25 protein-coding genes are annotated in these 19931 nt (G+C 69.6%); 13 read left to right on the top strand and 12 right to left on the bottom strand.

Going from position 1 to position 19931, the window contains the following annotated elements:
- Nucleotides 1–39: 39 nt before the first annotated feature.
- From AOK01_RS09260 to AOK01_RS09250, 3 genes are all read left to right on the top strand, one after another.
- On the top strand, nucleotides 40–2808 hold the full coding sequence (locus tag AOK01_RS09260) for a helix-turn-helix transcriptional regulator (RefSeq protein WP_055510374.1): 2769 nt from the start codon (nucleotides 40–42) through the stop codon (nucleotides 2806–2808).
- A gap of 209 nt (nucleotides 2809–3017) precedes the next feature.
- The gene (locus tag AOK01_RS09255; protein ID WP_055510371.1) at nucleotides 3018–3944 is read left to right on the top strand and encodes a zinc-binding dehydrogenase; all 927 of its coding nucleotides are present in this window, start codon (nucleotides 3018–3020) and stop codon (nucleotides 3942–3944) included.
- Nucleotides 3945–4015: 71 nt separating this feature from the next.
- A complete protein-coding gene (locus AOK01_RS09250; RefSeq protein ID WP_055510369.1) occupies nucleotides 4016–4933 on the top strand; it encodes an AraC family transcriptional regulator in 918 nt (305 codons plus the stop codon).
- 120 nt (nucleotides 4934–5053) lie between these two features.
- Here the strand turns inward: AOK01_RS09250 and AOK01_RS09245 are convergent, their stop codons facing one another.
- Together AOK01_RS09245 and AOK01_RS40870 are read right to left on the bottom strand one after the other, a co-directional pair.
- Nucleotides 5054–5437, bottom strand: a complete 384-nt coding sequence (locus AOK01_RS09245) for a hypothetical protein (protein ID WP_055510365.1) — start codon at nucleotides 5435–5437, stop codon at nucleotides 5054–5056.
- Nucleotides 5434–5640, bottom strand: coding sequence for a hypothetical protein (locus AOK01_RS40870; RefSeq protein WP_079103286.1), 207 nt, complete (start codon nucleotides 5638–5640; stop codon nucleotides 5434–5436). The genes AOK01_RS09245 and AOK01_RS40870 overlap by 4 nt, the downstream gene beginning before the upstream one ends.
- Before the next feature lie 190 nt (nucleotides 5641–5830).
- On the opposite strand from AOK01_RS40870, the gene AOK01_RS09240 reads away from it, so the two are divergent.
- Entirely contained in the window at nucleotides 5831–6721 is an 891-nt protein-coding gene (locus tag AOK01_RS09240; protein ID WP_055510362.1) for a TIGR03620 family F420-dependent LLM class oxidoreductase, read from the top strand.
- Nucleotides 6722–6906: 185 nt separating this feature from the next.
- On the opposite strand, the gene AOK01_RS09235 is transcribed toward AOK01_RS09240, so the two are convergent.
- Both AOK01_RS09235 and AOK01_RS09230 read right to left on the bottom strand, forming a co-directional pair.
- A complete protein-coding gene (locus tag AOK01_RS09235) occupies nucleotides 6907–7254 on the bottom strand; it encodes a VOC family protein (RefSeq protein WP_055510407.1) in 348 nt (115 codons plus the stop codon).
- 348 nt (nucleotides 7255–7602) lie between these two features.
- A complete protein-coding gene (locus AOK01_RS09230; RefSeq protein ID WP_055510360.1) occupies nucleotides 7603–7974 on the bottom strand; it encodes a VOC family protein in 372 nt (123 codons plus the stop codon).
- A gap of 73 nt (nucleotides 7975–8047) precedes the next feature.
- On the opposite strand from AOK01_RS09230, the gene AOK01_RS09225 reads away from it, so the two are divergent.
- The 4 genes from AOK01_RS09225 (at nucleotide 8048) to AOK01_RS09215 (ending at nucleotide 10472) form a co-directional block, all read left to right on the top strand.
- Nucleotides 8048–8509 carry a MarR family winged helix-turn-helix transcriptional regulator gene (locus AOK01_RS09225; protein WP_055510359.1) on the top strand — a complete coding sequence of 154 codons (462 nt, stop codon included), beginning with the start codon at nucleotides 8048–8050 and terminating at the stop codon, nucleotides 8507–8509.
- A 155-nt stretch (nucleotides 8510–8664) separates the two neighbouring features.
- Complete coding sequence (locus AOK01_RS43460) at nucleotides 8665–9678, top strand: MFS transporter (protein ID WP_055510357.1); 1014 nt, start codon at nucleotides 8665–8667, stop codon at nucleotides 9676–9678.
- 120 nt (nucleotides 9679–9798) lie between these two features.
- The gene (locus tag AOK01_RS40865; protein ID WP_342671035.1) at nucleotides 9799–9930 is read left to right on the top strand and encodes a VOC family protein; all 132 of its coding nucleotides are present in this window, start codon (nucleotides 9799–9801) and stop codon (nucleotides 9928–9930) included.
- Nucleotides 9931–10031: 101 nt separating this feature from the next.
- Nucleotides 10032–10472, top strand: a complete 441-nt coding sequence (locus tag AOK01_RS09215; RefSeq protein WP_055510356.1) for a VOC family protein — start codon at nucleotides 10032–10034, stop codon at nucleotides 10470–10472.
- A 79-nt stretch (nucleotides 10473–10551) separates the two neighbouring features.
- On the opposite strand, the gene AOK01_RS09210 is transcribed toward AOK01_RS09215, so the two are convergent.
- Both AOK01_RS09210 and AOK01_RS43455 read right to left on the bottom strand, forming a co-directional pair.
- Nucleotides 10552–11193, bottom strand: a complete 642-nt coding sequence (locus AOK01_RS09210; RefSeq protein ID WP_055510354.1) for a nucleotidyltransferase domain-containing protein — start codon at nucleotides 11191–11193, stop codon at nucleotides 10552–10554.
- Nucleotides 11194–11675: 482 nt separating this feature from the next.
- A complete protein-coding gene (locus tag AOK01_RS43455) occupies nucleotides 11676–11882 on the bottom strand; it encodes a hypothetical protein (RefSeq protein ID WP_157871234.1) in 207 nt (68 codons plus the stop codon).
- A gap of 577 nt (nucleotides 11883–12459) precedes the next feature.
- Between AOK01_RS43455 and AOK01_RS09205 the strand changes: the two genes are divergently transcribed.
- From AOK01_RS09205 to AOK01_RS44865, 3 genes are all read left to right on the top strand, one after another.
- Entirely contained in the window at nucleotides 12460–12942 is a 483-nt protein-coding gene (locus tag AOK01_RS09205; protein WP_055510352.1) for a flavin reductase family protein, read from the top strand.
- Between the two features lie 238 nt (nucleotides 12943–13180).
- The gene (locus tag AOK01_RS44870; protein WP_055510350.1) at nucleotides 13181–13477 is read left to right on the top strand and encodes an epoxide hydrolase N-terminal domain-containing protein; all 297 of its coding nucleotides are present in this window, start codon (nucleotides 13181–13183) and stop codon (nucleotides 13475–13477) included.
- 140 nt (nucleotides 13478–13617) lie between these two features.
- Entirely contained in the window at nucleotides 13618–13839 is a 222-nt protein-coding gene (locus tag AOK01_RS44865) for a hypothetical protein (protein ID WP_055510347.1), read from the top strand.
- A gap of 242 nt (nucleotides 13840–14081) precedes the next feature.
- Here AOK01_RS44865 and AOK01_RS09190 read toward each other — a convergent pair whose 3' ends face one another.
- From AOK01_RS09190 to AOK01_RS09170, 5 genes are all read right to left on the bottom strand, one after another.
- Nucleotides 14082–15149: an LLM class flavin-dependent oxidoreductase gene (locus AOK01_RS09190; protein ID WP_055510345.1), complete on the bottom strand. Its 1068-nt coding sequence runs from the start codon at nucleotides 15147–15149 to the stop codon at nucleotides 14082–14084.
- Between the two features lie 408 nt (nucleotides 15150–15557).
- Entirely contained in the window at nucleotides 15558–16067 is a 510-nt protein-coding gene (locus AOK01_RS09185) for a phosphatase PAP2 family protein (RefSeq protein WP_342671034.1), read from the bottom strand.
- 104 nt (nucleotides 16068–16171) lie between these two features.
- Complete coding sequence (locus AOK01_RS09180; protein ID WP_055510344.1) at nucleotides 16172–16612, bottom strand: DUF2267 domain-containing protein; 441 nt, start codon at nucleotides 16610–16612, stop codon at nucleotides 16172–16174.
- Nucleotides 16613–16712: 100 nt separating this feature from the next.
- Nucleotides 16713–17108 (bottom strand): DUF2267 domain-containing protein, encoded by a 396-nt coding sequence (locus AOK01_RS09175; RefSeq protein ID WP_055510341.1) that lies wholly within the window; start codon nucleotides 17106–17108, stop codon nucleotides 16713–16715.
- 95 nt (nucleotides 17109–17203) lie between these two features.
- Nucleotides 17204–17638 (bottom strand): Hsp20/alpha crystallin family protein, encoded by a 435-nt coding sequence (locus tag AOK01_RS09170; protein WP_055510338.1) that lies wholly within the window; start codon nucleotides 17636–17638, stop codon nucleotides 17204–17206.
- 131 nt (nucleotides 17639–17769) lie between these two features.
- Between AOK01_RS09170 and AOK01_RS09165 the strand changes: the two genes are divergently transcribed.
- Nucleotides 17770–18402, top strand: a complete 633-nt coding sequence (locus tag AOK01_RS09165; RefSeq protein ID WP_055510336.1) for a hypothetical protein — start codon at nucleotides 17770–17772, stop codon at nucleotides 18400–18402.
- Nucleotides 18403–18494: 92 nt separating this feature from the next.
- On the opposite strand, the gene AOK01_RS09160 is transcribed toward AOK01_RS09165, so the two are convergent.
- Entirely contained in the window at nucleotides 18495–18962 is a 468-nt protein-coding gene (locus AOK01_RS09160) for an ATP-binding protein (protein WP_055510334.1), read from the bottom strand.
- 484 nt (nucleotides 18963–19446) lie between these two features.
- On the opposite strand from AOK01_RS09160, the gene AOK01_RS09155 reads away from it, so the two are divergent.
- Nucleotides 19447–19782 (top strand): MerR family transcriptional regulator, encoded by a 336-nt coding sequence (locus AOK01_RS09155; protein WP_055510332.1) that lies wholly within the window; start codon nucleotides 19447–19449, stop codon nucleotides 19780–19782.
- Nucleotides 19783–19931: the final 149 nt, after the last annotated feature.

Genomic DNA, 19931 nt, shown 5'->3' with positions numbered 1-19931 from the left:
AGCGTCTGAACCGGGCGGAGCATCGCGAAGGGGGATCTCATGGTGTGGTCCGGGGTTCACCGAGCGGCGGGGCCGCCGATGGTCGGCCGGCACGCGGAGCGCGAGACGATCGGCAGGCTGCTCGAATCGGTCCATGACGGCTTCAGCGGAGTCCTGGTGCTCACCGGCGACGCGGGAGTCGGCAAATCCCGGCTTCTGGAGTACGCCGCCCAGTCCGCCCAGGACCTGACGGTCGTCAGGCTGGTCGGCGTGGAGGCCGAGACACGACTGGGCTACGGCGCCCTGCACCGACTCCTGCGGCCCTACCTCGGCCGGCTGCCGGCCCTGCCGCAGCGCCAGCGTGATGCCCTGAACGCCGCGTTCGGGCTGACCGATGCTGCGCCGTCCGACCGCCATCTGGTCGGACTGGCCGCGCTGACGCTGCTCTCGGACGCGGCCACGGCGGCGCCGATGCTCTGCTTGGTCGACGACGTGCAGTGGCTGGACCGCGAGTCGGCGGAGACCCTGGCGTTCGTGGGCCGACGCCTGTACGCGGACTGCCTCGGCCTGCTGTTCGCCGGGCGCGACGGGACCGGCGACCACGACGTCTTCGACGCCCTGCCCAGACTCGGACTGGAAGGGCTCGCGGACGGGGAAGCCCGGGCCCTGCTGGCCGACGGCGTGACCGGACACCTGGACCAGGCGGTCGCCGAGCAACTCGTCGCCGGCACCGGAGGCAACCCGCTCGCGCTCCTGGAACTCGCGGTGAACCTCGGCTCGGAACAGCTGGCCGGGATCACACCCCTGCCCGAGCCGCTGCCGCTGAACCGGCAACTGGAAGAACACTTCCGGCAGACGGCGGCGCTGCTGCCCGCCGACACCCGGACCCTGCTGCTGCTCATGGCCACGACGCCGACGGACGACCGGGCGACGCTGTGGCGCGCCGCCGGCGCCCTGGGGCTGTCCATCCGGTCCGCCACGCCCGCAGTCGCCGCGGGGATACTGAACCGCGGGACCACCGTCGAATTCCGCCACCCGCTGATCCGCTCGGCGGTCCACTCGGCCGCGCCCGCCGAGGAGCGCCGCAGGATCCAGGCGGCACTCGCCGCCACGAGTGCGCCCGAACGTAGCGCCTGGCATCTGGCCGAGGCGACCGACGGTCCGGACGACAGCGTGGCCGCAATGCTCGAAGCCGCCTCCGAACTGGCCCAGGCGCGTGGCGGACACTCCGAACAGGCCCTGGTCCTCACCCGGGCGGCGGAGCTGACCGCGCATCCGGGCAAGCGGGCCGAGCGGTATCTCGACGCGGCGGCGGCACACCTCGCCTCCGGCAATCTGCCGGAAGTCCGAACTCTCCTCGAACTCACCGCTCCCGACCTGACCGGTCCGGCCGCCCGGGTCCACGCGACACGGCTGCGAGCGTCCGTCGAGATGTTCTCCGCCCGCCCCCGCGAGGTGCCCGCGATGCTGCTGGACGCGGCGGCAGACCTGGGTTCCACCGATCCCGTGGCACGCTGGGACCTGCTGCGCGAGGCGACGTACGCCGCGATCGTCGGCGGCCGGCTGATCACGGGGACGACCACCCGCGAGGTCGCCAAGGCCGCAGCGGACGGCTGGTGCGAAACGGCGTCGCCGGCCTGGAGCCCCGATCCGCTGATCGCGGCACTGGCGCGCTCGATCGCCTACGGCTACGCCGCGGGAGCCCCGGCGCTGGCGGCGGCCCTGGCCCGGTTGCGCACCGCCGACGACCTCCAGGAGCAGGGTGCGTTCAGCGTCATGGTCAGCATCGCGGGCGACGAGTTGTGGGACATCGAAGCCAAGCGGGAGATCCTCGGGAAGCTGGTGACGGCCGACCGCGGTCGCGGAGCGCTCTACGGGCTCAGCATGGCGTTGCTCTCCCTCGCCACCGTGGAGATCTGGGACGGCCGGTTCGCCGCCGCCGAGAGCTGCTACACCGAGGCGGACGACTACATGGCCGCGACCGGATTCCGGGCGTCAGGAGACTTCCACAAGGCCCTGCTGTATGCCTGGACCGGCCGGGAAGCCGAGCTGCGGGCCGCGATCGCGACGATGAACACCATGGCCGAGCAGCTGGGGATCGGATCGACGTACCGGTGGTCCGGCCAGGCCCTGAGCATCTTCGAGCTCGGCCGCGGGCGGTACCGGGAGGCGCTCGACGCCCTGCTCGCGGTGTTCGACCACGACCCGTTGGCCCTCGGCGACATGAACCTCGCCGGAATGGTCGAGGCCGGGCTGCGGGCCGGCGACCGCAAGGCCGCCGCCATGGCCATGGAGCGCATGGAGGAGCGCGCTCCCCTGGCCGGAACCCCATGGGCGCTGGGGCTGCTCGCACGCTGCCGGGCCCTGACGACCGACAATGACGGAGCGGAGCAGCTCTACCACGAATCGATCGCGCAGCTCGGGAAGGTCCCGGTGGCCGTGGAACTGGCATGGTCGCGCCTCCTGTTCGGCGAGTGGCTCCGCCGTCGCAGGCGCCGTGCCGACGCCAGGGTCCAGCTGCGGGCCGCGTACGAGTCCTTCGAGTCCTGGAGAGCCACGCCGTTCGCCGAGCGGGCGAGGGTGGAGCTGCTGGCCACCGGGGAGACCGCACGCAAACGAACGGTCGACACCCAGTTCGACCTCACCCCGCAGGAACTTCGTGTGGCGATACGGGCCGCGTCGGGGTCGACCAACACGGAGATCGCCACCCAGCTGTTCGTCACCATCTCGACCATCGAGTTCCATCTGAGCAGGGTGTTCCGCAAGCTCGGCATCACATCACGCAAGCAGATCGGGCTCAAGCTGAGTACAACCGATTCCGGCGATTGACAACGGGCCGTCGGCCGGCGACGCCGCGGGGCTCGACGCGCCCCCGAGCCGCACTGACACAGATCGTCAACTGATTGATTCTCACGGGACTGGTCGCTGTCCCGGTCCTGCGAAAGGGTTCCAGGAAGGCGGCAGTGCGGCATTCGCACACTCGATCCGCTGCCGCGCCGAATGCTCCGGCGCATTCACGAGAGAAGGAAGCACACCCTATGCGCGCCCTTGTGGTCGCTCACGGCGAGGCCGGACCCGTCCGCTTCGCCGATGTCGATGAGCCCGTGCCGTCCACCGACGAGGCATTGGTGGAGATACGGCACATCGGTCTCAACTTCGGAGAGCTGAATTACGTGGACCAGTGGCCGGCCGGCGCTGTGCACGGTCACGACGCGGCCGGCGTCGTGGTGCGCGCCGCGTCCGACGGCTCGGGGCCGCCCGAAGGTACGCGCGTCGCCGTGGGAATGGCTCGCCACGCGTGGGCGGAGCGGGTGGCAGTCAGCCCCGCCTCGCTCGGCACCGTCCCCGAGGGCGTGGACCTGGCCGACGCCGCCGCGCTGGGGATCGCGGGGGTCACCGCATTGCGGGTGCTGCGCAAGCGTTCCCTGCTGGCCCGCAGCGTCCTGGTCACCGGCGCCAGCGGGGGAGTGGGGCACTTCGCCGTCCAACTGGCGGCGCTGGCGGGCGCCCGGGTGACGGCACTCGTCGGTTCACCGGACCGGGCCGCCGGACTCCGCGAACTCGGCGCCCACGAGGTCCTGACCGACCTGACCGACCTGGCAGGCCTGGCCGAGACCGAGGGCCGGTTCGACCTCGTCCTGGACACGGTCGGCGGACCGCTGGTGGCCCAGGCGTGGAGTGTCCTCGCCGAGGGCGGCACCATCCACCTGGTCGGTTACTCCTCGGGGCAGGAAACCACGTTCCCGGCAGGGGCCTTGTTCGGCTTCGGCGAGCCCCGCAGCATCGCCACGTACGGCGACATGACGCCGACCAGCGGGGAACTGACGGACCTGCTGGGCCTCATGGCCGCCGGGAGGCTCTCGGCACCGGTCGGACTGCGAGGCGACTGGCAGGACGTGGACGACGCAGTCCAGGCGCTGTTCGCACGGAAAGTACACGGAAAGGTCGTTCTTGACGTGGCCTGAAGCCGTGGACGCGGACACATGTGCCGCCGCCCGCCAACGGGCGGTCCGCGGCGGTGTACGAGAATGGACCCATGGACGTGCTGGCGGAGGTCTTGCGTGTTTCGGGTGCGCGTGGGGCGCTCGGGGTCATGCTGAAGGCCGGAGGAACCTGGGGCCTGTGGCTGGACTCCTATCCAGGAGCGGCACTGCACGTGGTGTCCCGCGGCACGATGTGGCTTCACGTCATAGGCGAGAAACCTCTTCAGGTGCAGGCCGGAGACGCCGTCCTGGTGGCGCCGGGCACCGCACACGGGATAGCAGGCGGCGCAAGCGTGACGATGGGTTCCTGCGACCGCGAGGCGGCGGCCCGGGCTTTCGGCGACGGCCGAGCCCTGCGGGTGGGCTCGACGCCGGTGCAGACGGAAGTGATCGTCCTGCACTATGAGCAGGACCCGGAGGTGAGCACACCGGTGCTCACCTCCCTCGCCCTGCCGATGCACGTCACAGCCGGGGAGAACGCACAGCTGAGAAGGACCGTCGAACTCCTCAAGGCGGAACTCGCACAGCCGCAGATCGGCGCCACCGCCGTCGTCAACAGCATCGTCGACCTGCTGCTCGTACAGTTCGTACGCGCCTGGCTGGCCCGCCACCCGGAGGAGCAGTCCGGCTCATGGCTGGGCGCGATGCGCGACCCGGTCGTGCGCGACGCCCTGGCATGTGTCCACGTCCGACCGGAACACCCCTGGACCACGGAGACCCTGGCCGCCGCGACGAGCGTCTCCCGGGCGACGCTGTCCAGGCATTTCCGGTCCGCCCTCGGGCAGACGCCGGGCGCGTACGTGACGCAGTGGCGCATCGACCTGGCGTCCGTCCGGCTCCGCGACACCGATGAGCCGGTCGAGTCGATCTCCGGCGCGGTCGGCTATGCCTCTCCGCATGCTTTCAGCCGTGCCTTCAGACGCGCCCGAGGCATGGCCCCGGGCGAGTACCGTTCTCGACTCCGCAAGTGATCGCAGGCAGGCGATGACCGGCAGCACTTGAGCCCAAGCGAACTGATCAAGGGAACTGGTCAAGGGAAGCGAGAGGGGTCCCGGTGGAGCACGGCCCAGCCCGTGACCACGTCTACGGGCTCACCCGGTGCGCCAAGCCTCCAGACGTTGCGCGATGGTGCGCAGGTCGGCTTCCTGTGCGCGGACCGCCTGCGCGAGTTCGTACAGATCGTCGTCCTTGGCCTGGAGGGGCTGGCCGGAGACATGCATGTACTGGCTGGTGCAGGACCATCCGACAACGAGGTTGTAGTCGGTGAAGGGACGCAGCAGCAGTGCGGTGTGCAGGAAGGTCGCGGCGCGGGAGGCGGGTTCCTCGTAGTACAGGACGCCGCGCTCCCGCTCGAACTTGTGCCGGTCGGCCATGAAGCCCAGGACGCCCCAGTCGGCGATGGGCACGTTCAGCGGGGAGATCGCGGACTGGATCTGCAGGACCCAGCCGACGTCGACACGGATGACAGGGCTCACCGCTGTCCCACGGGAAAGCGTGCTTCGACGCCGGGCAGCACCCGGGCAGCTTCCGCGACGGCCCCCTCCACGAAGGCCAGCCGGTCGGCTTCCTCCACCGTCACATCGTGCACGTGCTGCTTCAGACTCCGCCCCGTCAGAGCCGCCCGATCACGCAGCCGCGCCATTTCTTCCTCGCTGAATTCCACATTGAGTGCAGGCATGGTCTCAAGGTACCCGGTTCGGTACCACATGTGGTACCCACTGCGTAGGCGGCCAGGAGGCTCCGCACTCGTTCCCCCGGTCTTCCGGTTGACGGGACGGCGATTGAGGGGGAGTGTGCCGCCCGACTCCATCCGGATGAATTGCGGTGACCGAAGGAACAGAGGGCACCAGACAGTGGTTGACCAAGGCATGACTTCGGAGACACACCAGCAACTCGGACGTATCGGCATCTGGAGCGGTGCTCTGCACGGATCGCGGGCGGATGACGCGGGTAGGAGGGCGATCGCCGAGGCGGTCGCCGAGCTCGAAGAGCTGGGCTACGGCACCCTCTGGCTCGGAGGCAATCCTGCACCCGACGACGCCGTGGCCGTCCTCACCGCCACCCGTACGGTCACCGTGGCCACCGGCATCCTGAGTATCTGGGAGCACACAGCCGAAGAGGTGGCCGCGCGGATCGCGGCCCTCGACACGAGCGCGCGCGAGCGATTCGTGCTGGGTTTGGGCGTCAGCCACAGCGTGCTGGCACCCCAGTACGCGAAACCGTACAGCGCGATGGTGGCGTACCTCGACGCCCTCGACACCGCCACCGAACCCTTGGGCGGCGCACGCCGGGTACTGGCGGCGCTCGGCCCGAAGATGCTGAAGCTCGCGACCGACCGGGCGCGAGGAGCACACCCCTATCTCGTCACCGCGGAGCACACGGCGGAGGCGCGCGAGGCGCTCGGCCCGGACGCGGTCCTCGCCCCGGAGGTCTCCGTCGTACTCGACACCGACCTCGACCGGGCTCGCGCCACCGCACGGAACATGCTGGGCATGTATCTTCAACTGCCCAATTACACGAACAACCTGTTGCGTCTGGGGTTCACAGAGAGCGATTTCGAAGGCGGCGGCAGCGCACGTCTGCTCGACGGCCTCTTCGCACTGGGCGACGCCGAGCGCGTACGAGCGCGGATCCGCGAGTACTTCGACGCCGGAGCTGACCACGTCGCCCTCCAGGCCCTGACTGCCGACGAGGGCGGCGCCGGCCTGCCGCGACCTGTATGGCGCGAGCTCGCCGAGGTGTTCGCCGACGAGTTGTAGAAAGCGTTCGATCCTGCCGGGGGCGGGGGTGTGGCGGACGTCGAACGCCCCGCCCGCCGGTGTGCGGCGGGAGCGCTGTTCGAGGTTGAGCCGACCCTTGAAGCTCTCGTCGACCGACGTCAGCATGTTCACGTCCGGTCACTAAGAGTAGTAACGACCGGGTGTCGCCGTCGGAGCAAGGAGGACTACTCCGACGGCAAGACCTCGCCACCGATGCCCGTCTCATTGCCGTCGGAGTCGTGAAACACCCATTTGCACACGCTGCCGTGCCGCTCCACGTCTACCGGCTTCAGCCCTCGCTCCGAGATCCGCGCAACTTCGGAAGCGGGGTCGTCCATCCAAATCATGCTCACCGCACCGCCGGCACGCCCTGTGTCCTCGATGATGTACACATACCGATCGTCAGCCAGCTGCCACACCGCCTCGACGTCGTTGGGGTAGAAGGTCGGCTCCGAACCCAACAGCCGCTTGTACCACTCCAATGCGCTCGCGAAGTCACGCACTGCAATCCCCGCGAAAATGCCTACCGGCACGACCGACACCCACTTTCAAGAGCAATCTTGACCACAGAGGCTTCCGTCGTAGGGACAGACTCCGTCGACTCGCTCTTCTCATCGGAACTGCAGCATCCACTACTGAACGTCACCACTGCCCATGATCACCGGGAAGAGCCGGCGGAGGAACTGCGCACTGCTTCGGCAGGAGCCAGTGCCTGCCGGATGCCGAACCGGTCTTGGCTGGTACCGACCTCGGCTTGCCGAAACAACATGCTCAGTCGCACTGGGTGACTGAGCGCTTCATGCGGCCAGTCGAGCGCGATCCGCAACCCTCTGCTGGTGAGGGGGAGGAGGAGTTCGACGGTGGGAGGGTGGCAGTTTCGATCAGCCTCCGTGCGCGGTGAGTGTGTACCCCTCAGGACCCTCGAAAGAGAACATCGGCCCGAAGGGGCTGTCCGCCATGGGCGTGAGGATCTTGATGCCGGCGGCGACGAGCTGGTCGTGGAGCTGGTGAGCGTTCGAGGTTCGGAACCACAGGACCGTACCGAGGCCCGGCCGTGCGGTGTCAGCGAGGTCGACGCCCGGAAGGAGCGCGCGGACGGCGAACGGGGTCGGCTTGGTGTCGAACACGACCCCGTGCGGGGGCGAGACCGGAGCTCGGCGCAGACCCAGGTGCTGTTCACAGAACGCCGCTGCGGCTTCCACGTCTCGGACCTGCAGGGCGACGAAGTCTGGACCATCGATGGTGACAGGCATGAGGTTCTCTTTCCTATGTCAGGACTTTGACGTAGAGGTTATGTGCCGACGCTGGCCATGTCAAAATACTGACATGAACAAGAGTGTGCCGACGGACCCGTCCCGCCCCGCCGACGACGTCACCCGCCACGTGGGATACCAGCTCAAGCGTGCCCAGGCGGCCCTGCGTGGCGCCATGGACAAGGCGCTGCGTGAGCACGGACTGACCGTGCCGCAGTACTCCACTCTTGAACTGCTGGCCCTGCGACCCGGCATGTCGAACGCGGACCTCGCCCGCGCAACCTTCGTCACCAGACAGTCCGGGAACGTCGTTCTGCGAGGCCTTCAGGAGGCTGGACTGATCACCCGCCCCGCCACCGCCGATCATGGCCGGTCCCGGCCCGCCCACCTCACCGCAGAGGGCCACACACGTCTTGCCGCGGTCCAGGCTGCCGTGTACGCCGTCGAGCAGCGCATGGTCGAGGCGATCCCGCCCCAACGCGTAGAGGCGCTCCTCATCGATCTCGACCGCATCGCGGCGGCTCTGGAGGACTGACCCGCCGGGCATGCGCTGATGACCGATCCAGGAAGGATCGGGCGACAACTGGCGATCCAGCCACCTTCTTCAAACCGCTGATCTGCGAACAATGCCGGGTGCTGTCCGAACGTCACCCGTACGGCAGGGGCCGGCGGAAGCGGGTGCTTCCCTGCGTGCTGGGCGCACATGCCGGGGCCGTGGCGCTGCTGTTCGCCGGCGCCGTTCCGGACCTCGTCGCCGGCGTGCTCGTCGGGGCAACGCTGCCCCAGCTCAGTGCCCTTTCCGCCGCTCGATGGTCCGCCCTGCTGTCCGGCGAACGCGCTGCCGCGCTGCCCTCCGCCTTCGCCCTGGAGGCCCTCGCCAACGGCGTGTCCTACATGGCCGGCCCGGCCCTGGTGAGCGTCCTCGGTGCGACGGGCCACCCGGTGGCCGGGGTGCTGCTCGCAGCCGCACTCGTCGTCGGCGGCGGGCTCGCCATCGCCGCCCAGCGCCGCACCGTGCCGCCCCTCATCGGCCATGCCGAACGCCGGCATGCCGGACGCGCCCTGCTCTGCTCCGCATTCCTGCGGCAGGTCGCGCTGGGCCTCGCGCTCGGAGTGTTCTTCGGCGCCATACAGGTGTCCGTCGCCGCGTACGCCGTCGGACGCGGCACGCCGGACGCGGCAGCGTTGCTCTATGTCGCCTTCAACTGCACCAATCTGGTGGGTGGTTGGGTATACGGAGCATGGCGCCTCGGCGGCTCACCTCGGCGGCGCCAGGCCGCAGCCGCCGCCTGCCTCACTCTCGCGAGCCTCCCGCTGACCTTCCTCGACGCGCCCCTCGCGGTCGGCGCCACCCTCGCCCTGACCGGGCTCGCTGTGCCGGTCCTGCTGATCCTCTCCTCCGTCCTCACGGAGTCGGCGGTCCCGCGCGCCGTCCTCACCCAGGCGTTCACCTGGGGAAGCTCCGCCAGCGCGGCAGGAATAGCAGGCGCCGCGGCGGTCGCGGGGCGGTTGGTCGACGAGGGCGGTGCGCAGGGGGGTTTCGGTGTGGCGGCGGGGGCCGCGGCGCTGATGACGGTCCTGGCGCTCGGCGGTCTGCGGGACTCACCACCGGACGTGCCGAAGTCGTCCGCACCCGCGGAAACCACGGTGCCGAACGCGCCGCTCACACGGCGGGATTCGTCCACGAACCGCTCGGCGCCCTGAACTCCATGACCGTAACGGGTGCCCCGCCTCTGTCGCATGTGGAGCACGTGGAGCACGTGCCAGTTCCCGTCCTCAGAGCCGCTACGGAGCGGTTCCGGGCCCGTTTGACAGGATCGGGGCATGGCGGATTCACCTTCGCAGATCAATGCCCTCGTCGTCGATGCCGCAGAACCCGAGCGGCTCGCTGCGTTCTGGTCTGCATTGCTCGGCAGACCGGTCATGGGTCTGGGTCGTACGGGCCCGTACGTCTGACTGAGTTGGGCTGTCTGCGGATGTCGAGAACGGGTCGTCGGCTCCGTCCCAGGGGTATCAGCGGCCACCACCGGCCGCACGAGGAAGAAGGAGAAGCCAGCATGGCGATTCAGCGGATGGACAACGTCGGCATCGTCGTCGAGGACATCGATGCCGCCGTCGCGTTCTTCGTGGAACTGGGCATGGAGCTGGAGGGCAGGGCGGAGGTCAAGGGCCTCGTCGCCGACCAGTGCACGGGACTCGACGGCGTTGGTTGTGACATCGCGATGGTCCGGACCCCGGACGGTCACAGCCGGCTTGAGCTGGCGAAGTACCGCAGCCCCGCGGCGATCAGCGCCGGGCCGCGTAACCGGCCGCACAACATTCTGGGCACACACCGTGTCATGTTCGCCGTCGACGACATCGAGGACACCGTTGCTCGCCTGCGCCCTCACGGCGCCGAACTCGTCGGCGAGATCGCCCGGTTCGAGGACAGCTATCTGCTCTGCTACGTCCGCGGTCCGGAGGGCATCATCGTCGGACTGGCCGAGCAGCTGAGCTGAGAGAGAGGAATTGGAACCATGCAGCCGAAGGAGATTATCGAAGTTCCAGCGCGAGAGCTCACCCGTAAGGGCCGGCCGGCTACAGCTCCGTGAGCCAGGGATGCCCCGGGTGTACGCGGGCGAGTAGCTCAGCCAGGGTCTCGCGCTGAGCCCGGGTCATGTGCGGGACGGTCGCGTCGAAGTCTCTCTGGTCCTTTCGGCGGGCGTGCTTGGCCTTGAACAGCAGTACCAGTTCGGGTGCCAGATACGGGATGCCGTCTTGGGTGTGGTGGATGATGTCGCTGTAGGGGAGCCGGATCTTCTCATCTCGTCGGCAGATCCAGATGTCGCCGTCGTGCGGTTCCCGGAACACGTCGAGCAGGTAGTTGCCGGTGGCCGGTTCGCGGAGCCATGTCTGATGTACGGCGGCCAGCACCTCTGAGGCGGCGTCCTCCCAGATCCGGCCGCCGCCTGCCGCGTCGAAGACGTAACCGGGAAAGCGGTGGCGAACCTCGGGAAAGCTCGCGGCCGGAATCGCGATCTCAATGTCTCCATGAATGCGCGTCTGCCTGCCGTGGAACAGATCCAGCGCCCAGCCTGCGGCCACATACCAGGGCGTGCCGATCCCGGCCAACTGCTGTGCGACCTCGCTCGGAGTCCAACAGGATGACCACCTGGCGGGGAGGGCGTCGACCTCGGAGGGTGACAGCTCGATGCCGCCGTTGGGCAGTTGCTCGCTCACCGCAGGAATCTATCAGCGGACTCGAATGCCATGGCCGTGGTCGATGAAGGAGACCAGCAGGTCCTGGATCCGTACGCTGCCGGCGATCACACGCGGCCACCAATATCAACACACGGTGCGCTACCGCCTCGGCGATCCGGCCGAACTCCGGTTGCCCGACGCGCCCCCACTCAACCGCCACAACCGCCCCCTGCCGCGTCAGAGGTTCCTGGATGCGGTGATCTCACCCGGCACGGACAAGCACGGGACAGCAGGTACGGGGACGGTGCCAACTGCGGGGGGTGCCCATTCGGCCCGCACGCACGACGGAGCAGGGCCGCCGGATCGAGTCCGGCGGCCCTGTTCGACGAGCGCGTACCTCAGGCCGCGATCCCCAGCAGCTCAGCCGGGCGGTCAAGAGGCAGCCGCTCGGCGAAGGCCCTCTTCATATGCCGACGGGCAACGACTTGAGGATGTCCCGCATTACAACATCGAGAAGGGCCCTAGGGGCGCAAGGCCGGCGGCGTGGGGCGCCCAGGAGGCCCCGCGTTCGGGTCCACGGACGTGGACGGCCCGGGCTCGGGTCCCGCGCATGACCCTCCCGAGGCGTCGAAGGCGAGGTCGGCTCCCTTGGGACCCGGGCCCGTGGCCAGGAACATCTGCCAGCAGTTCTTCTCCAGGACCCAGCCGAAGGCATCAGGCTCCTCCACCGGCAGATCTCCCGTCACCCGCCAGCCCCGAGCCGTCAGTTCGGTGAGCACCGGCTTGACGGCTTGACGGGTCGGCGAGAGCGTTGTCCGCAACCACCCCCGTACAACGTGATGGTTTCGCTCACCTGTTGTTTCGGACGTGTGGGGCAGATGAGGCCGCCCCAAGCCTGCGGCCGAGGCAGCTTTGCGGATGTCGCCACGCACGGCATCGTCCGTCAGCTCACCCTTGACCGCCTTTTCAGCCGGACGCGCACTCGCCGTGGTCCGCTCGCCTGTCGCGCTGCCCGTGTCGCCGCAGCCTGTCAGCGCCGTCGCTACTGCTATCACGGCCACGGCCGCTCCCACCCCACGCATACGCCCTGCCTCCGTGATCACCGATGTGTCGCGGAGTCTCGCACACGATCCCGCCCTGACCTGCTCTCGGTGTCGCTCGGTGATCTGACCGCTCCCTTCCGCACCGGGGTGAGGATGCCGGCGCATCGGCACTCGCGCCCGAGGATCACCAGATCCTGCGGGTGCTTGCCGCGCCGGAGGCCGCCGACCGGGTGCGGACGAAGCAGATCCTGGCCGGGCTGGGATGGCAGGTCTGCTCGGCGCACGCGGTCTGCTCGACCTCGAACGGAGACTGGGCTCGGCGGGCCCGGACACGGCGATCTACTGCTGCGGGCTGGCGGCCCTGCTCGACGCCGTCCAGGAGCATGGCGCGCGCCGTGCCCCGGGGCTGCCGATCCACATCGAGCGCTTCGGTGCCCGGCCGGCGCCGAATCCCCCGGCGGCGCCGGCCGGCGCTGAACGCGGCTTCGAAGTGGAGCTGCGCAGGACTGGCGTGACCGTCACGGTCGGTCCCGACCGGTCGGTCCTGGACACCCTCCGGCAGGTCGTCCCCGGCGCACCCTTCTCGTGCACCGAAGGCTACTGCGGCAGTTGCGAGGTCGCGGTCCTCGAAGGTACGCCCGACCACCGGGACCAGATCTTGACTCCTGAGGAGCGGGAGCGGGGACGGACCATGTTCCCCTGCGTCAGCCGCTCCTTGTCCGACCGCCTCGTGCTGGATGCCTGACCCGAGGCGGACGTCCAGCAGAAGCCCGAGGCGAGAGCCGAAAGTACCTCACGGATCGGAGCATGTGTCATGAAGACGACGCCATTCACCATTTCCATCGGTGACGACGAACTGGAGGACCTGCACCGCCGGTTGTGACACACCCGCTGACCCGACGCGGTGGAGGGCATGGACTGGGAGGACGGGACCGACCTCGCGTTTCTCCGACGTCTGACGGACTAGCCCTTCTGCCAGTACGTTGCCGCAGCTCGTCGCGGAGCTGGACGGGCTCGGGATCCACTTCGTTCACCGGCGCGGAACGGGCCCCGCCCCCTATCCGCTCGTGATCATGCACGGCTGGCCGGGTTCCGGCTTCGACATGGAAAAGATCACCCCGCTCCTCGCCGATCCCGGCGGCCACGGCGCGGACCCGGCCGACGCGTTCGACGTCGTCGTCCCCTCCCCTCCCCCTCCCTTCCCGGATACGGATTCTCGCAGCGGCCGGATCGCCCGGGAGTCGGTCCGGAATACGCGGCCGGACTGTGGGCGGAGTTGATGACGGGCCTCGGCTACGAACGCTTCGCAGACGCCCGCTTACGCGCTGACCGACTCATCCGTGGGCCTGGCAGCGTGGATTGTCGAGAAGCTGCGCGGCTGTTTAGTGATTGCGGCGGCTCGGTGGAACGTGCTTTCACCTTGGACGCCAGTCTCACCATCGTCTCGACCTACTGGTTCACCGGGACCATCGGCTCGTCCATGCGCTTCTACCGCGAGAACCGGCTGCGTCCGAATCAGTTCGCGCCCGGTGAGCGCGTTCTGCCGCCCCTGGGGGTGGCGGCATTCCCGCGCGACACGATGCCGCCCCGCGCCTGGGTGGAGCGCGTGTTCGACGTGACGCGCTGGACGGACATGCCCTGAGGAGGGCACTTCGGGGCCATGGAGGCACCGGACCTTCTCGCCGAGGAGATCCGCGCGTTCTTCCGCCCTCTCCGGAAGGAACGGAAGGAGCAGTCACGACCACCGTCCCTCACCTCTCGCGAGACACCGGCGGCCTGGAGCCTGCGGCGCACCTCAGCGAGGAGATCGCCGCGATCGCTGCGGGCCGACAGCGATCACGGGTAGCCGTCACGGGGAGGGCACGGAAGCAGGATCGTCTTCCGTCAGGCGAGGAGTTTCGCGAACTGGGCCATCTCGGCGGGCGGGTCGATCACCGGCTGGATGAGGAGTTCGTCGATGCCGGCCTGTTCCAGGGTGGTGATGCGGGCGAGGAGGTCGTCGCGGGTGCCGACCAGGGCCAGGGTGTTCATCAGCGAGGGCAGTACCAGGTCCCGGTCCTGCGGTGCGATGCGTCCGAGGTAGTTGGGGTAGAGCTTGGTGTGCCGGTCCGGCGCGGTGGCGGTGGTGCCGCGCCGGTCGAGGAGCCGTCGCACCGCCTCGCGTTCCTCGGGGCCGAGCTGCTCGGCGAAGGCGGGTGTGCCGGCGGCGGTGTCGGCGGCGAAGGCCAGCAGCGACAGGACGAGGTGGCCCGTCGCGTCCCGGGCCGCTTCGCCGTGGGGGTCCTCGTCCTCGTCGAGGATGTGGAGCGAGGTGACCACGTAGGAGCCCGTGCGGGGGTCGAGGGCGTGAGGTGTGCCTTGGGCGGCGTGGCGGCGGGCGTCGTTCAGCGCGTGCCAGGCGGTGGGGTCCAGCAGGCCGAAGGAGATGAGGCCGGTGCCGCGGCGGCCGGCGACGGCGGCGGCCTTCGGCCCGAGCAGCGCGGCCACGACGAACTCGATCGGGTCGGCGGTGTTCACCTGTGCCCCGGCATGCAGGAACCGGATGTCGCGGACCCGGTCACCTTCGCGGTACTCCGTCGAGTGGCCGGCGCACAGGTCCTGCAGCGCCGCGGTGAAGTTCTCCAGCGTGGCCGCCGTGGTCGGCCGCATGCCCAGGGTGCGTCGGGCGGTGTTTCCGGTGCCGACCCCGCAGATGATCCGGCCCGGTGCCAGGGCGTTGAGGCTGGCGAGCCCGCTCGCGGCGGCCGGGGCCGAACGCAGCGCCGGTGAGGTCACACCGATGCCGAGCCTGATGCGGCTGGTGGCCTTCGCACACAGGCCCAAGGCGACGAACGGGTCGCCGTGGACCATCGGGCTGTCGTTGACCCAGAAGCTGTGCAGGCCCAACTCCTCGGCCCGCACGGCGAGATCCTCCACACCAGGGCGTGCGGCGACCACGACGCCTCCACGCATCAAGACCTCCAGGGCGCGAGGACCGACTCGAAGGTGCCCAGCATGACAGCCCGGCGGTGCCGCTGAGGGGGCGGAGCGACGCGCGCTCCTGCTCGTCATGCGGCCGTACGTATCCAGGTCGGCGCCCGCCGCAGACCAGTGCCGCCGTCGTCCAACCCGTCCGTCATGACTGTCCCCTGCAAGGGCAAGCCCGGCACAGGGCTCGCGGATCGATACATGTACCACCGGGGGACCACACGACTCGGCCCGAACGAACGACACCAGCGTGACCGGCCCATCGGGTCCCTCGACCAGACCATCAGGACGACGGCCTCCACAAGCTTCCCACCGCGGTGCATCCCCCCCCGACAAGCGACCTCCGCCCCGAAGGAGATCGGCATGAGCAGCTCTCTGAGCTGCGCCGGGCTGTCACAGCCAGTGACGCAGTATCAGGCGTGGGGCGTGGCGGGTGAGCCAGGCGCCGGCGAGGCCGATGGCGGCGCCGGCGGTGACGTCGCTGGGGTAGTGGGCGCCGGACTGTACGCGCTCGACGGCCACCACGGCCGCCGGCAGCGCGCACAGTGCGCCGGCCAGCGGCCACGTCGGCGTGATCGCGACGGTGAAGGCGAGAGCGGCGGCGGTGTGCCCGGAGGGGAAGGACGAGGAATCGGGCCGGTCCTCGACCTCGTCGTGCGGGATCCACTCCTTGGGCGGCCGACGTCGCTTGACGAGTTGCTTGCACACTCCGTTGGAGATCAGCTGGGCCGTCGCCACGGACGCCAGGCCCGCCGCGGCTGCCGCTCTGCCGCGGCGACCGCCTGTGCAGGCCATCACCGCAGCAGCCGCACACCACAGTTTGGAGCCCTCCGCCGTCTCCTCCACGATCGACAGTGCCCGGTGAAGCCCGGGCGGGGCACCGGCAGCGATCCGCTTGGTCACATTCCGGTCCGTTCGAGGAATTTCTGACAGCCACTCCATGATCTGCAGGTATCCCCTGGAACGCCGATGCATACCCACCTCTGTGGCTCGGTGCCCCGGTCGGGTTATGCGGCCTGGATGAGTTCGGCGCGGCCGAACAGGAGTGCGTAGCCGGGCGGAAGTTGGGCGAGGATGCGGTCGAGGAGGTGGGGGCCGGCGAGGTGCGCGACGGCGGCGAGGACGGTTCCGGTGTCCCAGCGTGCGATGGCGGGGGTTCCGCCGGTGCGGGTGGCGAGGTCCTTGACCATGCCCCAGCCGGTGAGCGGTTGCGCCTCGGGGATCTCGGCGGCGAAGACGCGGGCCGCTTCGGCGGGTAGGCGGGCGGCGAGGGCAACGCGTTCGTCGCCGGTGAGCTGACGGCCCAGAGCTGCCAGCACAGCCCGGGCGACCTCTTCGGCGTGCTCACGGGTCGGGTACGCGCCGTCGTAGCGGATTCTTTCCAGCATCTGGTCGAACGTCATGTCCGGCGCGGCCTGGTCCTGTGCGGGCAGGGGCAGGGGAGGCATCGGTGGATGTCGCCTTTCTCGTACGGGGGTTTTGGCAGCGTGTTCGGACGGTCCGGCGGGTGGCCGTCGGCGCTGCCGGTTTCGGGGGTGGCCGGTGGGCTCAGGTGGGCTGGGGGCAGCCGAAGAGGAGGTCGTATCCCGGCGGGAGCTGGAGCAGGATGCGGTGGGTGAGGTCCTCACCGGCGACATCGGCCGCGACGCTCAGTAACGCGCTGACGTCCCAGGTCGCCGTCTGTTCGGTGGCTCCCTCGATCCACGCCGCGGCGGCCCGCACGAACCGGTCCGGTGGGAGAGGTTCGGCAGCCTGCAACGGGCTGAGCAGGATCAGAGCGAAAGTCTCCGGGAGCCGGGCGGCCAGTTCGGCCCGGACCTCACCGACCAGGTGCGCGCCCAGCAGTGCCATAACGGTGCGTGCCGCCCGTTCGGCTTCCTGGGGTGTGCCGTACTCGCCGCGTTCCTGCACCTGGGCGAGGAATGCTTCCCATCGCAGGGTCATCGCTGCCTCCTGGCTGCCTCCTGCGCCCGTGCGCGGCGCGGAGGACGGGACCGGGTGAGGATCACTTCCCGCCCTCCGCTGCCGCACGGTGTGGCTCAGCTACTGATCTCCTTGTGCGCGGACTCTCCGCCGATGGTGATCTTGCGGGGCTTGGCGCGCTCGGCGATCGGGATCCGCAGGGTCAGGACCCCGGCGTCGTAGTCCGCCCGGATCCGGTCCGTGTCCAGGGTGTCGGCCAGTACCAGTTGGCGGGAGAAGACGCCCAGCGGCCGCTCGGAGAGCTCCATCTGCACGTCATCGGCCTTGTTCTCCGGCCGGCGCTCGGCCTTGACGGTCAGCATGTTCCGCTCGACGTCGATGTCGATCGCGTCCTTGGCGACGCCGGGGAGGTCGAGGGCGATGACGTATTCCTCGCCCTCGCGGTAGGCGTCCATGGCCATCGCCGAGGGCCTGGACCAGGTCCCCGTCGTGCCGGTCAGCTGCTGGGCGATCCGGTCGAGTTCGCGGAACGGGTCGGTGCGCATCAACATCGCGAAACACCTCCACAAGGTTCGGGCAGTACCTGCCAATGCGCTTCGTCTGCCACCCGTTGTAACATGTCATCGAAACGATGACAAGCAGGAACGTCGCCGAGAGGGTGACGCCAGCGGGAAGGCGCCCCATGACCACATCCGACCACTCCAGTGCCCCTTCCTCCTTCTTCGCCGCGGCCACGGCACTCAACGCGGTCGACCAGGCTCTTCGTGACGCCAGAGCGCCCCACGCCGGGCTGGGCGCCGAGGACGGGCAGGCCAGTTCCGAGCAGGCACTGGCCGCCTTGCTGCTGCTGCGCGAACTGCGCGAGCAGCTCGCCGGATGGGAGGCGGGGCTGATCGAAACGGCCCGCGCGGCCGGTACCAGCTGGGCCGACCTGGCTCACCCCCTCGGCGTGGCCAGCCGGCAGGCCGCCGAACGCCGCTACCTGCGCGTGCGCCCCGGGGTACCCGGGACAACCGGCGACCAGCGCGTTCAGGCCACCCGTGACCGACGCGCCGCCGACCGCACCGTCGCTGCCTGGGCTCGCGTCAACGCCGCCGACCTGCGCCAGTTGGCCGGCCAGATCACCGCCCTCACCGACCTCCCCGCCGTCGCTCGCGCCCACCTCACCGAGGCCCTCGGCGACAATGACGCGGCCCGCCTCCTTGACCCTCTGCTCCGCACCCACACGTACCTGGAGGCGGGCCACCCCGATCTCGCGGCCCGCGTCGACACGATCAACCACCACACCGACCGACTCCGCCACGCCAACGGGTGACGCCGCTCCGCCACGGACACGGCAGCCCGTCGAACATGCGCTCACGGTCGGACACCGCCACCACGACCTCTCTTTGATCCATGCCCGCCCCGTCAGGCCGCTCCCGCCGTACGAGCGTTGCCGGTGGACTCCGCGAGTGCGAGCTGTCGGGGGAGTTGAGCGTGGATGGTTTTGCCGCGTCCGGGCCCAGGCTTGATGGCCAGGTGGCCGGCGAGGTGGCGGATCATGTGCCAGCCGAAGCCGCCGGTGTCGCCGTTGAGGTCGGGGGTGCGCTCGCGCGGGGGTGCCGGGCTGAGGTCGCTGACCGCCGCGGTCACCGTGTTCGGACCGGCGGAGAGTTCGAGGGTGTAGCGGCCGCCGCCGTGGCGCAGGGCGTTGGTGGCGAGTTCGGACACCATCAGGACCAGAGTGTCCGCCAGGGACGGGTCCGGCGCCGGTGTCAGGCCGACGGCGAAGGCGCGGGCGGTCTCGCGGGCCTGGCGGATGCTGTCCGCGCTGTCGCCCCGCACCACGGCGGGCGCGGGGGTCGGCGTGTCGGTGATCATCGTCGTGTTGTTCATGCGCGTACACCCCACCTGTGATCGGTTGTGTCGCTTGTGCCGTGACGCCCCATCTGCCCGCCCCGACGGACTTCACACCCCGACGGCGCCCTCCGGTGCAGCTTTGGGGTGACAGCCGCGGCAGAAGGCAGTCGCTCCACCTCGCAGAAAATCTGTCACGGCCAAAGTAGACATCCAGGCTTTCCAGGGTTAGTGTCTTCCTCGTAGCCAAGAAGTCGACGGATCAGAAGGAAGAAGGAGGCAGACGCCATCAGGATCGCCCGGGCGAGGACGTAGCAGCCCGGGTACCGCAGGCCCCGGAACGGAAGGTGGTCCCACGGTCACGCATCCGCGATCCCCGCACATGTCCCCCTCCCCTCGGAGACGGTGCGGACAACGAAGTCCGGCACAGCAGTAGGCCGGCAGATGGTGTTCACATCCTCGGGGCCTTGGTGCCGTACGGCACCAAGGCCCCTCGACGCGCGTTCCCCGATCAGAGGTGCCAGTGACAGCAGAAAACACCCTCGGCCGTCTCGACGACGACGACTACCCCGCCTACACCATGGGACGGGCCGCCGAAATACTCGGCACCACCCCCGCCTTCCTGCGGGCCATCGGTGAAGCCCGCCTCATCACTCCGCTGCGTTCCGAGGGCGGACACCGCCGCTACTCCCGCTACCAACTGAAGATCGCCGCCCGCGCCCGCGAACTCGTCGACCAGGGCACCCCGGTCGAGGCCGCCTGCCGCATCATCATCCTCGAAGACCAGCTCGAAGAAGCCCAGCGCATCAACGAACAGCTACGCCACCCTGCTGAACCGCGGCACAGGGCGGGTGCCTGACCCTCTGCCTGGCCTGCTCGCCCGGACCGCAGCTGGTCGACCTGGTCGAGCTGGTCGGCACTCACGGCACGGACGCCCCCCTGTCCGCCGTTGCCCAGCCGATCCCCGAGCAGCAGGCCGAAGCGACCGCCTCCACCGCCCGGCAAGGC

Origin of the sequence: Streptomyces aurantiacus, assembly GCF_001418335.1 — a bacterium.
Lineage (GTDB): Bacteria > Actinomycetota > Actinomycetes > Streptomycetales > Streptomycetaceae > Streptomyces > Streptomyces aurantiacus.
This window is presented reverse-complemented; position numbering and strand designations above follow the sequence as displayed.

Excerpts from the sequence above, each read along its gene's own strand:
- AOK01_RS09205 (WP_055510352.1), top strand. The coding sequence starts at position 12,460 with ATGGCAGGTCTGCTCGGCGCACGCGGTCTGCTCGACCTCGAACGGAGA.
- AOK01_RS09190 (WP_055510345.1), bottom strand. The coding sequence starts at position 15,149 with ATGCGTGGAGGCGTCGTGGTCGCCGCACGCCCTGGTGTGGAGGATCTC.
- AOK01_RS09160 (WP_055510334.1), bottom strand. The coding sequence starts at position 18,962 with ATGAACAACACGACGATGATCACCGACACGCCGACCCCCGCGCCCGCC.
- AOK01_RS40865 (WP_342671035.1), top strand. The coding sequence starts at position 9,799 with ATGGCGGATTCACCTTCGCAGATCAATGCCCTCGTCGTCGATGCCGCA.
- AOK01_RS09250 (WP_055510369.1), top strand. The coding sequence starts at position 4,016 with ATGGACGTGCTGGCGGAGGTCTTGCGTGTTTCGGGTGCGCGTGGGGCG.
- AOK01_RS09180 (WP_055510344.1), bottom strand. The coding sequence starts at position 16,612 with ATGCCTCCCCTGCCCCTGCCCGCACAGGACCAGGCCGCGCCGGACATG.
- AOK01_RS09215 (WP_055510356.1), top strand. The coding sequence starts at position 10,032 with ATGGCGATTCAGCGGATGGACAACGTCGGCATCGTCGTCGAGGACATC.
- AOK01_RS09170 (WP_055510338.1), bottom strand. The coding sequence starts at position 17,638 with ATGTTGATGCGCACCGACCCGTTCCGCGAACTCGACCGGATCGCCCAG.
- AOK01_RS09240 (WP_055510362.1), top strand. The coding sequence starts at position 5,831 with ATGACTTCGGAGACACACCAGCAACTCGGACGTATCGGCATCTGGAGC.
- AOK01_RS09175 (WP_055510341.1), bottom strand. The coding sequence starts at position 17,108 with ATGACCCTGCGATGGGAAGCATTCCTCGCCCAGGTGCAGGAACGCGGC.
- AOK01_RS40870 (WP_079103286.1), bottom strand. The coding sequence starts at position 5,640 with ATGCCTGCACTCAATGTGGAATTCAGCGAGGAAGAAATGGCGCGGCTG.
- AOK01_RS09260 (WP_055510374.1), top strand. The coding sequence starts at position 40 with ATGGTGTGGTCCGGGGTTCACCGAGCGGCGGGGCCGCCGATGGTCGGC.
- AOK01_RS09255 (WP_055510371.1), top strand. The coding sequence starts at position 3,018 with ATGCGCGCCCTTGTGGTCGCTCACGGCGAGGCCGGACCCGTCCGCTTC.
- AOK01_RS09165 (WP_055510336.1), top strand. The coding sequence starts at position 17,770 with ATGACCACATCCGACCACTCCAGTGCCCCTTCCTCCTTCTTCGCCGCG.
- AOK01_RS09230 (WP_055510360.1), bottom strand. The coding sequence starts at position 7,974 with ATGCCTGTCACCATCGATGGTCCAGACTTCGTCGCCCTGCAGGTCCGA.
- AOK01_RS09225 (WP_055510359.1), top strand. The coding sequence starts at position 8,048 with ATGAACAAGAGTGTGCCGACGGACCCGTCCCGCCCCGCCGACGACGTC.